The sequence below is a fragment of the uncultured Maribacter sp. genome, from assembly GCF_947500985.1.
In the GTDB taxonomy this organism is placed as follows: domain Bacteria; phylum Bacteroidota; class Bacteroidia; order Flavobacteriales; family Flavobacteriaceae; genus Maribacter.
Genome location: NZ_CANMTX010000004.1, coordinates 503,410 through 515,433 on the forward strand (window position 1 = coordinate 503,410; position 12,024 = coordinate 515,433).

General features: G+C 33.9%; 10 protein-coding genes. All 10 read left to right on the forward strand.

Annotated features, from left to right (window positions below):
- Positions 1-201: 201 nt before the first annotated feature.
- The 10 genes from Q0871_RS11490 to Q0871_RS11535 all read left to right on the forward strand — a co-directional run bounded on the left by Q0871_RS11490 (position 202) and on the right by Q0871_RS11535 (position 12,000).
- On the forward strand, positions 202-2,502 hold the full coding sequence (locus Q0871_RS11490) for a type IA DNA topoisomerase (RefSeq protein WP_299322939.1): 2,301 nt from the start codon (positions 202-204) through the stop codon (positions 2,500-2,502).
- 250 nt (positions 2,503-2,752) lie between these two features.
- A complete protein-coding gene (locus tag Q0871_RS11495) occupies positions 2,753-3,958 on the forward strand; it encodes a site-specific integrase (RefSeq protein ID WP_073240416.1) in 1,206 nt (401 codons plus the stop codon).
- Positions 3,959-4,062: 104 nt separating this feature from the next.
- Entirely contained in the window at positions 4,063-4,548 is a 486-nt protein-coding gene (locus Q0871_RS11500; RefSeq protein WP_276493782.1) for an asparaginase domain-containing protein, read from the forward strand.
- A gap of 500 nt (positions 4,549-5,048) precedes the next feature.
- Positions 5,049-5,474, forward strand: coding sequence for a response regulator transcription factor (locus Q0871_RS11505; protein ID WP_276493783.1), 426 nt, complete (start codon positions 5,049-5,051; stop codon positions 5,472-5,474).
- A gap of 271 nt (positions 5,475-5,745) precedes the next feature.
- Positions 5,746-6,582 carry an RteC domain-containing protein gene (locus Q0871_RS11510; RefSeq protein ID WP_299322953.1) on the forward strand — a complete coding sequence of 279 codons (837 nt, stop codon included), beginning with the start codon at positions 5,746-5,748 and terminating at the stop codon, positions 6,580-6,582.
- Between the two features lie 319 nt (positions 6,583-6,901).
- A complete protein-coding gene (locus Q0871_RS11515) occupies positions 6,902-7,186 on the forward strand; it encodes a helix-turn-helix domain-containing protein (RefSeq protein WP_299322958.1) in 285 nt (94 codons plus the stop codon).
- A 3-nt stretch (positions 7,187-7,189) separates the two neighbouring features.
- On the forward strand, positions 7,190-7,942 hold the full coding sequence (locus Q0871_RS11520; RefSeq protein ID WP_299322963.1) for a hypothetical protein: 753 nt from the start codon (positions 7,190-7,192) through the stop codon (positions 7,940-7,942).
- Positions 7,926-8,588, forward strand: coding sequence for an ATPase (locus Q0871_RS11525; protein ID WP_299322968.1), 663 nt, complete (start codon positions 7,926-7,928; stop codon positions 8,586-8,588). Before Q0871_RS11520 ends, Q0871_RS11525 begins: the two co-directional genes overlap by 17 nt.
- 147 nt (positions 8,589-8,735) lie before the next feature.
- The gene (locus Q0871_RS11530; protein WP_299322973.1) at positions 8,736-10,328 is read left to right on the forward strand and encodes a hypothetical protein; all 1,593 of its coding nucleotides are present in this window, start codon (positions 8,736-8,738) and stop codon (positions 10,326-10,328) included.
- Complete coding sequence (locus Q0871_RS11535; RefSeq protein ID WP_299322974.1) at positions 10,312-12,000, forward strand: hypothetical protein; 1,689 nt, start codon at positions 10,312-10,314, stop codon at positions 11,998-12,000. Before Q0871_RS11530 ends, Q0871_RS11535 begins: the two co-directional genes overlap by 17 nt.
- Positions 12,001-12,024: the final 24 nt, after the last annotated feature.

Below are 12,024 nucleotides of genomic sequence, written 5' to 3' on the forward strand. Positions count from 1 at the left end.
TTTTATGTTAGCTAAATAACTAGAATTAAAAAGCTTCTAAAACTCAGTTTTAGAAGCTTTTTATATACTATTACCTATGACAAACTATTTCTATATTTGTCCAAATAAAAATGTCCGACGGTTGTGAATTTTAGTTATCATAAATAATATGACTGCTTAGACTAAGATCAATGCCTAAATCTTTAATTTTCAATTCATAAAATGAAAGTCTGTATTGCCGAAAAACCATCTGTAGCTCGAGAAATCGCTTCCGTTCTTGGGGCAAATACCAAACATGACGGTTATTACGAAGGCAATGGCTATGCAGTAACCTACACTTTCGGACACCTTTGCACGCTCAAAGAGCCAAATGATTATAAACCACATTGGAAAAGTTGGGATTTAAATAATCTACCAATGTTACCCGAACATTTTGAAACCAAAGTGACAAAAGATTCTGGTATTCAAAAACAGTTTAAAATTATAAAGCAATTATTCGATAAGGCAGATGTTGTTATAAACTGTGGTGATGCCGGGCAAGAGGGAGAATTGATACAACGTTGGGTATTAAATCAAGCGAACTATAAAGGTAAAGTTGAAAGACTTTGGATTTCTTCACTTACCACAGAAGCTATAAAAGAAGGATTCAATAATTTAAAATCATCTACAGATTACGATAATTTATATTATGCAGGTTTTTCTCGTGCAATTGGCGATTGGCTTTTGGGTATGAATGCTACCCGTTTATACACTTTAAAACATGGTGGCTACAAACAAGTATTGTCTGTTGGGCGTGTACAAACACCTACCTTGGCAATGTTGGTAGACCGGTTTAAGGAGATAGAGAATTTTAAACCACAACCCTATTGGGAGCTGCAAACATTATATCGCGAGACGTTGTTCAGTTATGAAGAAGGTCGTTTTTTAAAAGTAGAAGATGGCGAAAAACTTGCCAATATTGTAAAAGAACACGATTTCGAAATTGTTTCCACTACCAAAAAAGCGGGGAATGAATATGCACCAAAACTTTTTGATTTAACAGGGCTGCAAGTGTATTGTAACACCAAATTTGGATTTAGTGCAGACGAGACATTAAAGATTGTTCAGAAATTATATGAGCAAAAAGTAGTAACCTACCCAAGAGTAGATACCACATTTTTGCCTAATGATGTGTACCCTAAAGTGCCGGGAATACTCAAGAACCTTACGAAGTATGATACGCTAACGAAGCCTCTTGATGGTAAAAAAATAAAGAAAACCAAAAAGGTTTTTGACGATAGTAAGGTTACAGATCACCATGCTATTATTCCTACCGGTCAGCAAATGAACTTGCAGTACAACCAGCAGCAGGTTTATGATATAATTGTCCGTCGGTTTATTGCGGTATTCTATCCAGATTGTAAAGTTTCTAATACAACTGTAATCGGTAAAGCTGAAACAGTAAAGTTTAAAACCACGGGGAAAGAGATTTTAGAAAAGGGTTGGCGTGTTGTTTTTGAAACACCCGATACAACAGCGAAAGAAACGGGAATATTACCCACTTTTAAGAAAGGCGAAAAGGGACCACACGAACCTTCATTTCTAGAAAAGCAAACAAAGCCACCAAAGCAGTATACAGAAGCTTCACTCTTGCGTGCAATGGAAACAGCAGGCAAAAAGGTCGATGACGATGAACTTCGTGAGCTAATGAAAGAAAACGGAATTGGTAGACCTTCAACACGTGCCAATATCATTGAAACATTGTTTCGTAGAAAATATATAAAACGATATAAAAAACAAGTGATTCCCACCGTTACAGGTATTCAATTAATATATACCATTCAAAATGAAATGCTGAAGTCTGCCGAACTTACTGGTAAATGGGAAAAGCAATTAAAAGATATAGAGAAAGGTACTTTTAGTGCGGGTAGTTTCATTAAACAGATGAAACAAATGGTGGATCAATTGGTTTACGAAGTTCGAAGTGAAACTAGAAAGGCTAATATTTCGGCTGTAAATAATAAACCGGCAGCAGCGGCTTCTAAGAAAATAGCAATTAAAAAGGCTACAGAAATAACATCAGAGGTTTGTCCTAAATGTAAAAAAGGAACCATACGAAAAGGGAAATCAGCCTATGGCTGTTCTGAGTTTAATAAGACTTGTGATTTTGTTATTCCTTTTAAATTTGAAGGAAAAACTATTTCAGAAAAACAATATACAAGACTTTTTCAAAAAGGATCCACGGTGAATTTAAAAGGCTTTAAAGTCAACAATGCTTCCGTTGAAGGTTTGGTTAGATTTGATGAAAGCTTTAAGCTAAAGTTAGAACCTAAGAAGTCTAAAGTTCAAGCAAAGAATACTACTGAAGAAAATAGTTGTCCAAAATGTAAAATAGGTACTATCGTTAAAGGAAAAACTGCGTATGGTTGTAGCGAATACAAAGCAGGTTGCGACTTTAGATGTAATTTTGATGCCATACGCGAAAAAGCAAATGGTAGACCCTTGACCAAAGAGTTGGTTTATGAAATATTTAGAGAGTATTAAATACAAAAAAAGGCTTGTGAAACACAAGCCTTTTTTTTTAGTAGCGGGGACTGGACTCGAACCAGCGACCTTCGGGTTATGAGTTTTTGATACTAATGTATCATAATAATATAAACATACTGATATTCAATTATTTAATTAAAAATTAATATAATTTGGTATCAAATAATATCAAACGAAATCAACAAATGTTGTACCTATGTTGTACCCAAAATGATTACCTTTATACTGAAGATTTAATAAATTCGATATGGCAACAATTAGAGCAGTTACGAGAAAGAAAAAAAACAAAGCTGGACAGCTTCCTATTGCTATTCGAATCACAAAAGACCGTAAAAGCACCTTTCTAAATACGGGTCAATACATCGATGAAAAGTTTTGGGATGAAAGGAATCGTAATGTTAGAAAATCCCACCCTAACTCCAAAGTCCTCAACAATTTTATAACAGGTAAGCTAGCCGAAGCAAATGACAAGGTTCTCAAATCGGAAATGAAATCTGAGTATGAAACTGTATCAGAAATAAGAAATAAAATAATTAAGAAGAAGGGTTTAGACTTTTTTACGGTTGCAGATATGCATCTTCAAAATCTTAAGAACAGAAACAAACACCATCAGTACGATACGGAATTTGGTCGATTGAAAAAGTTTAAAGAGTTTCTAGGTAAGGATTCACTTCCTTTTAACAAGCTGGACGTTACAATCCTAAAGAAGTTTGAAACACACTTATTACATCGCAAAAACCTATCGCCTAGAACTGTTGTGAATTATCTGATTCTTATAAGAACCATTTATAATTTAGCTATTTCAGAATCTATTGTAGATAGGGGGTTGTATCCTTTTGGGAAAGGTAAGATGACCATTAGAATTCCTGAATCTCAAAAAATAGGGTTTACCGCCGATGAAATACAAAAACTTGAAAATGCGCAAGGTATAACGGAAGCCCAACAAAAGGCAATTCATATTTGGCTTATTAGTTTTTATTTCGCTGGCATACGAGTTGGGGATGTACTTCAACTAAAATGGTCGGATTTTAATGATGGTAGGCTACTTTATAGAATGAATAAAAATAGCAAACTGGTTTCTCTAAAGGTTCCTGAAAAAGCAATTGAAATAATCGAAAATTATAAGGATGAATCAGAAAGCAACGGATTGGTGTTTCCTCAATTAAATCATATAGACCTAAATAATACCGAGGAAGTTTCAAAAAGGACACAATCCATTACCAGAAACCTAAACAGAAGGCTAAAAATTGCAGCAAAGCAACTAGGCATAACTAAAAACATAAGTATGCATATAGCTCGACATAGTTTCGGAAATATTTCTGGGGATAAAATACCAATTCAAATGTTACAAAAATTATATCGTCATTCTTCGGTGACCACAACAATACGCTACCAAGCAAACTTCATCAATAAAGATACTGATGATGCGCTTGATAGTGTCATTAATTTCTAATCATACTTGTATGTTTAATCTTAAAATTTATCTACATTAAATCCCCTCAAAACCATTATAAAATATTTCGGTTAACTTTAAAAGTATTACAATGACAATTAATTATGATACATATATTCACAACGGGCGGCACAATCGAAGGTTTGGATTATGAAAATGACCAAGGTGTTACAGAAACTAATATAACAATTAAAGACTTTTTAGATAGTGCAAATGTTGACTTTGAATATACCATCGAAAGTATCTTTAAAAAGGATAGTCGAGCTATTACTGAAAATGACCTTGAATTGCTTCTCAGTAAGATAATTGGAACTAATGCGACCAAAGTATTAATTACACACGGTACTTTCACGATGGAAGCTACCGCAAACTATATAGGAAAGCTCAATATTGGCAAAACTATAGTTTTAGTTGGGTCTTTCATTTTAGGGTCGTCTGCTAATACGGATGCCCCATTTAATTTAGGGTATGCAATTAGCTCACTACAATTTCTAAAGCCAGATGTTTATATTGCTATGAACGGAAAAGTATTTCATTGGAACAATGTTGTAAAAAACTTAGAAACCAACAAATTTGAGCATAATGAATAGTAACATTATAAATGTTTGGGACATCTATACATTGGACAACGTTTTTCTATCTATTGCTAGATACGTTCATTGTATTGTTTGCAATTTACGCTTCCAGAAAACAGAACTGTAGGAGCCTTAAACGTTTTATCAGTCTTGGCTTACTTTTTATTACATACAATATTACAGGGGGTTTACTTCCCATAGATAGCTTACCAGATCCAATTATTCTTCAATATATCGTTACCTACAGCGTGGCCATTACTCTTTGCGTTTTCATAATATACCACTTATATAAAGAATACGATATAGTAGTTCTATCCTTCAAATCATCTGTTCGGAATGTTGCTATAATGGTAGCAGTCTGTTTTTTAATATTATTTATAATTCCTTATTTGCTAACGGACAATCTTGATACGGCAAGACTTTTTTTTACGATTCCGATTTCGATAATTGCCTTCATTTTTCTAGTCATTTTCTATCGTCGAATATCAATACCAAATAATCCTAAGCCCGTTATCTTGAGAAGGAACAAACTTTCATTAATTGGCGCATCAAGTATTGCATTGCTTCCCGTTTGCACGCTGATAGGCGATTATCAATGGCTTACATTTAGCGTAATGAATATTGCATTTTACGCCATTACGACCATAGAAATCGACAGGTATCTTTATTTTATCGAAAACAAGAACAGAATGTATCAGGTTTTTGCGTTGAAGAAAAAGCATAGAACCGAATTAATAAAGAATAAGATTATCTATGAAGATTTGACCCGTCGTGAAATCGAGGTTGCAGTTTCCATTTTAAGTAACTTGAGCTACAAAAATATCGCTAAAGATTTATTCATCGCGGAAAGTACAGTATCAAAACACGCTTCCAATATTTTTAAAAAGAGTGGCGTGAAAAATAGAACTGAATTTTTAAAACGATTCCGGAAGAAAAAGTAATAGCTACCAAAGACTTCAATCCTAGTATTTACAGTAAGTGACTGTAGTTCCGTAGAAAAATACGGTATATTCCGTAATTAAGTACGTCACAGTTTCTTGACTTTATTTTACTAAAAAAGTAAATTAACAAGAATTCCATTACAACCCTTGCTAAACTTGATTTTTTTAGAATATGGGTGCGATTTAATCTAGTTTAAATCACGAAAATATCCTTTTTTAAACCTTCAATTAAAACACCTTAATATGTTTTACAATTTTAATACGCCTTCTTATGAATTTACAATTATTATCAAAAAAGCTGATAAAAGATTTGGATGATGTTAGAATTCAAAATGATGACATCTTGGAAAGGGCGTATCAATCCATCGCATTATGCAGCAGTTTACTCAGCACCTTTAAGAAAGAAATTCTTAGAGAAGGATTTAATACCATCAATGACGAAATAACATTCTTTAAGGAAACCAAGCAAATTCCGCTGATAGAACTAATTTATTTTTCAGAGATACATTCTTTTGAAACACAGTTCCCGAAGGCGGGTAAAAATTATCAGTTAAAATATATCAAAAAGAAAATCAACAAACTCAATCGTTTCTTCTTATACAATATCGATTTTGGGCGTTATATTAATTCTGAAGCAGTTCATTTTGATAAAGAGTATTATACAAGAGACCATATGAATACTTTTCGCATTATTACCTCAAAATTCTATTTTCAAGACCCAGAATTTTGCACACCAAGAGATATGCTTTTAGGAAAGTTCAAGGCGTTCAATTCTCTGATAATTTATCTCGATGAAAAAAAAAATCGAATTCAGAATGGTTCAAACGGTATTTTAACTCCAGTTTCATCTTTAAAAAAAATACGTTGGCCATTTTCTAATACGGATTGGGTTGAATTGGTCTATGCGCTTTGTGCAAAAGGCTTAGGCAAGCAGGATAATCAAAGTATAATGAAAGTTTCTAAGCGATTGCAGCAGGTATTCGATTTTGAGCCGAAAGACATTTATAAAACCTTTCAGGACATTAAAAATCGGAAAAATAGTAGAACTCTTTTTCTTGACGACCTTTCGATAGCACTTCAAATCGAAATAAAAAAGAGCGAAGAATAAGCCTTTAATGACTTCCTTAAACTCAATTTTAAAATGTTTAGATAAGACCGTACTACGGTCGACCTACGGTCTTTCGATTTTGAATACTTTTTTCATTTAATTTACTATGATTTGGCGTGTGATTTATATTTTATGACCTTTAAAACACTACAAAACACCTCAATTTTCAAAATGTTAAATTTTAACCGTAGTACGGTCGTACTGGGGAATAAAATCCAATAAACCTATTCAAATTTGCAGAACGAAAGTCAAATCAGGTCAGGGGCTATCAATTAAAAATTTATTTCAGATAGTCCCTTACCATTAAACCCTTTTTATTATGCCGACAAGTATTATTACAACAGACGACCTTCGGGAATTCAAACTAGAATTACTCGATGACATTAAAAATCTTCTTTCCAAGCAAGCCAGCGGAAAACTGAAAAAATACCTCAAATCTTCCGAGGTTATGGATTTATTACAAGTAAGTCCAGGCACCTTACAAAACCTACGTATCAATGGTACATTGCCTTACACCAAAGTTGGGGGAATCATTTACTATGATGCTGAAGAAATACAAACGATAATGACCGCCAACCGTGTGCAGCACGGCCTTAATTCTTAGGTGATGAACTATATAAAGCTACTAAATGCGGCTTTTGAAAAATTCTTTTTTGATGACCGGCTCAATCCTACGCATATCAGTTTGTATATGGCGCTTTTCCAAGAATGGAACAGCTCTAGATTTGCGGATGAATTTTTCGTGAACCGCAGGGATTTGATGCTTGCGTCTAAAATAGGCTCAAAATCCACATACCACAGATGTGTGACCGATTTAAATGCTTGGGACTATCTAAGCTACTTTCCTTCCAACAATCCATATAAGGGCAGTAAAATCAAGATGTTCATTATCGGGACAAGTGATGAACCGGATATGGGACGGTACAATCCCATATTAGAACAGGTTGCGGAACAGTACCGTCTCAATGGTGTACCGCTTACGGGACAGCACCATCCCATAAACGGACAAGCTGTGGACTCGCACCGTCCCATAGGTGGACAAGCATTGGTATCTACTATAAACAATACCAAACAAGTAAACAATATAAAACAACCAAAGGGCTGCCAGGCCGTTATTGATTTTTTTATTGAAAAAGGTATTAATGCTGATGAAGGAAAAAAATTCTTTGCCCATTATGAAACTCGGAATTGGCAAACGAGCGATGGAAAATCGATTAGAGATTGGCGTGCAGTAGCCAAAAACTGGATGGATAGAATCGAACTTTTTGACGAAGAAAACAAAGAAAACAAAAAACAAGCATCCCAAATCAAGGACAACTTGCGAACCACTAAAAACAAAGATTATGGACAACCCCTCTAAAATTACCGAAGGTGGTATTGAATATTCACTTGGCAAGTTTGATGGCAAAAGCGTTCTTTACGATTTTGACAAAATCTTGATTTATCTAAATGCCAAAGGCAGACAATTATTCGGAAAAAATTTTAGAATCTATGATGAAGATATCACAATCATCCGAAAGCTCTGCCACTATTTTATCAAGGATAAGGACAATTGTGAAAAGTATGGAATAGACATTGACAAAGGCATTTTACTTTCTGGACCTGTAGGATGTGGTAAAACCAGCCTGATGAAATTGCTACGCCATATTGTACCGCTGCAACGCCCTTATGAAATGATTCCGTGCAGGAATGTAGCCTTTAGTTTTAACCATCTTGGTTTTAAAACTGTTGAAGAATACGGCAATACTAAATTCTATTGTTTTGATGATTTAGGCGTGGAACCTGCTGGCAGATTTTACGGTAAAGATTTGAACGTAATGGGTGAAGTCTTGTTATCTCGTTACGAACTCTATCTTGATACCAAACGGAAAATAAAAACACACGCTACCACCAACCTCAATGCTGAAGAACTCGAAGAACGCTACGGTAATCGTGTTCGCAGCCGTATGCGTGAACTGTTTAATTTGATTGCTTTTGATACTAAGGCTGGGGATAAGAGAAAATAATCTTACAAAGATTAGAATGAATACGGAAGTCCGTAAGAAATTATGTTAAAATTTTAATATCTTTAGACTAGATTACACATAGATAAAGTTTGACTGAGCTAATGAGTATTCATTAGCTTTTTTTATTTAAAATATAGTATCAAAAGAATGCCTAATAAATTTCTAAAACAACTAAAAGAGGACCCTGATTACTTTGAGTTTTGGCAGGACTTAAGAGAGTATTGCGAAGATTTAGATATCCCTAACAAAAAGGAGTTCGTTGAATCCTTACCAATACTCTTCAGAAGAATAGAAAATGATGGAGCGGGTTATTACATTTATCAGGGGTTAAACAAGTATGCAGAAGCAAAACCTCAAGAAGCTGTTGAATTATTAAGCCTAATCGAAAAGAAGAACACGAAAGAAACTTTATCATTTAGCGCCTCAATTCTCAGTGGGCTCTCGAAATCCAAAACTACCTTTGATTACCAGAAAGAAATCTTAGATTTTATTGATAGTAAGGATGAAAACAAAATTTCTTCGGGCGTGGATGCTGCTTACAGAAGTGTTTTCACTGATAAAGAAGAAGAAAAGAAATTCCTCAAAAAAGTCCACAATAAATTAAAAAGTGTACTTAGTGAAGAATCAACAAAATGCTTTGGTATAATCACTAGGTTTTACAATAAACACCTTACGAAAATTGAAGAAGCCAAGGAAGTTGTACTTGGACTATTAGAGCTTAAAAATGTCGAAGTTCAAAGTGAGGTAGCAAGGTCACTTAATGAAGAATTTAAGCCCGATGACGATATTGAGTTCTTCCAAGAATGTTTAAGTCATTTAACTTATACCGATACCAAATACAAAGGTATTTATAATACGATTCGCTTTCGACTAAAAGACATAACCAAATCTCATCCTAAATTGATTTTAAAGTTCATAGACGATTGGGTTCTTAACAATAAAAAAAAATTAAAAGGTATTGCTTCTTTGGAAGGAGTTATTCAAGAACTATACTTTGAGCACCCGTCATCTATTAAAAAAATGTTCTTGGATTGGTTAAACTCAGACAACCGCTTATACAAATTTGCTCTGCCATTTGTAATAAGCAATCTTAGCTCAAATGTAGATGCAATAGGACTTCCCAAAGAGTCACTACAAAAACTATCCGAAAAAGATTCACTCTATATAGTTTATATGATAGTCGGTCATATTCTAGATAGAAAATATGCTTCAGAAATGCTTTATTCTATCCTTGAAGTCAACCATAAAAGTGAAAAAATAAGAAATCATATTGCCAGCCTATTTGCAAAATATTTGATAATAAATTATTACTCCGTAACGGAAATTTTGAAAAGAAAAAGAAGTTCGGCCAACAAAACTATAAAATCTGTTATTGACCAAATAATTCAATCTTCGGAAAATTATTACAAACAAGTTACTGAATTGGAATTGGTAAATGAGTTTGAGCCATCCGATATGAAGATGCAATACTTTTTGAAACAACAAAACAGCCAAATGCAAAAATTGATGGATGATTCAGAAATGAAAAGAGGTTCATTTTTAAATATGTTTACCAATGTAAACTTAAGAGCAGGCAAATCTTTTTTCTCAAAATATAGAGGAGAGTATTCTCAAGAATCGGAGATGCAGAATTTCAGAAGTAGTTTTGAAGTTGCACGCGTTCAATTTATTGATGAGATAGGGCAAGAAAAATTACGGTTAATGTGGCAAAATAAAACGAGAGATGAATTTTCTGACTAGTGAATATTTAGCCTTACTAAAGGAGGATGGGGAACTGGACACTCTTCTTATTGACATCCTTAACAGCAAGGGTATCATTCCAATTTCCAAACCACAAAAGGGCAGGCAGTATGGAGTGGATATTGCGGCAATAGGCAAAGACAAAGATGACGTGGAAAAGCTGTTTCTTATTACCGTAAAGCAAGGTAATATTTCTCGTTCAATTTGGGATTCTGGGCAAAATAGTGTTAGACAATCTTTGAATGAAATACGAGAAACCTACATCAACATATCGCTTACAGCGCGTCAAAAAAAACTTCCTAAAATAATAATCATTGCCACCAACGGTGTACTTGAGCAAACTATACAGACAAGTTGGGCGCAATACACGGAAAAGCATCAGGAAAAAGGAATAGAATTTGATTTTTGGGGTATTGATGATATTGCTAGAATGGTATCGGACAATCTACTTTCTGAAAGGCTTTTTGATTCTCAAAGGCGTTTACTCTTAAAGAAAACATTAGCCTTTCTTGAACTTAAAGATTACGATTTAAATCACTTTAAAAAGCTAATTGATTTAATTCTAGAAAAACCCATTAAAACCAAAAAGCCATTATTAAAAAGATTAAAACTCGTTCAAATTTGTTTAGATATTGTTTTCAAATGGGCAGAGGACAATGGATATTTAAAGTCAGCCATTAAAGCTGCGGATAAAACAATTTTGAAGTCATTTGAATGGTTAAACAGTCAAGGTCACTTTAAGAAAAAATATGTCAATATAGAGTTTTATAATATTCATTCTCTAAGACGTAAAATAGGCATAGCGTATTTTAATAAAGTAAGTGACCACTACTTCGTCGAACATAGCTTACAACGATACTCGAAAAATCAAATAGAGTATGGTTTGACTGTCTGGGAAGAAATAGGGGTACTTGCCAATATTGGATTAACCGAAATCAGACACTATCAATACCATTTTGATTCGAGAGCACCTAAAAATGCTACTATTTTCGAAGAAGCTGCTATGACAATTTCCGAAGCTCTTGTTTCTCTAATAGATACAAACCCACCTTCGCACTACCCTTTATATGATGACCATATCATAGATATTGAACCAGCAATGAGGTTTCTATTTTTAACTGGGAAAAAAGAAGAAGGTATAAAATGGTTAAGAACGCTAATTGTAGGCATTCACGACGCTAAAGTTCTTAAAGATTTTTTTCCTTTGTTTAGAACTCATTATGAGAACTTAGTTGACTACTATCTGGGAAATAAGAAACAAGATGAAAAATCCAGTATGCTATTGACGCTTTTAGCCGATTGGTGCGTAATCCTAAATAGTAGTAAAGCGTATGAAGACTTAAAAAATGTACTAAAACTATTCGATGAGAAATTGAACCTTCAGATATGGTTTCCTAAATCAGAAACAGAACAATTTTATTTAGATACTGGTTACAGCAGACAATCCGGAAAAGTCAAACATTCTATATTACTTTATGACTCAATTGATGATTACAAAAAAGAGGTAATAGAAGAGGTTGAGTTGTTTTCTGCTGAAAAGGATTTCAGTTCAATCAAAATTGGCTACGATTACATTTTTACAATTACCAGTCATTATCATAGAGGGCTACCATTTCCGTTCTTTTGGAGAAGATTTCTACAAGTAGGCGAAGATATGTATCGAGACCAATGATATATTAAGCTTATCTGTCCTTTT

Coding starts and splice junctions, on each gene's coding strand:
- Q0871_RS11500 (WP_276493782.1), top strand. CDS start 4,063: ATGATACATATATTCACAACGGGCGGCACAATCGAAGGTTTGGATTAT.
- Q0871_RS11520 (WP_299322963.1), top strand. CDS start 7,190: ATGAACTATATAAAGCTACTAAATGCGGCTTTTGAAAAATTCTTTTTT.
- Q0871_RS11495 (WP_073240416.1), top strand. CDS start 2,753: ATGGCAACAATTAGAGCAGTTACGAGAAAGAAAAAAAACAAAGCTGGA.
- Q0871_RS11490 (WP_299322939.1), top strand. CDS start 202: ATGAAAGTCTGTATTGCCGAAAAACCATCTGTAGCTCGAGAAATCGCT.
- Q0871_RS11530 (WP_299322973.1), top strand. CDS start 8,736: ATGCCTAATAAATTTCTAAAACAACTAAAAGAGGACCCTGATTACTTT.
- Q0871_RS11535 (WP_299322974.1), top strand. CDS start 10,312: ATGAATTTTCTGACTAGTGAATATTTAGCCTTACTAAAGGAGGATGGG.
- Q0871_RS11510 (WP_299322953.1), top strand. CDS start 5,746: ATGAATTTACAATTATTATCAAAAAAGCTGATAAAAGATTTGGATGAT.
- Q0871_RS11515 (WP_299322958.1), top strand. CDS start 6,902: ATGCCGACAAGTATTATTACAACAGACGACCTTCGGGAATTCAAACTA.
- Q0871_RS11525 (WP_299322968.1), top strand. CDS start 7,926: ATGGACAACCCCTCTAAAATTACCGAAGGTGGTATTGAATATTCACTT.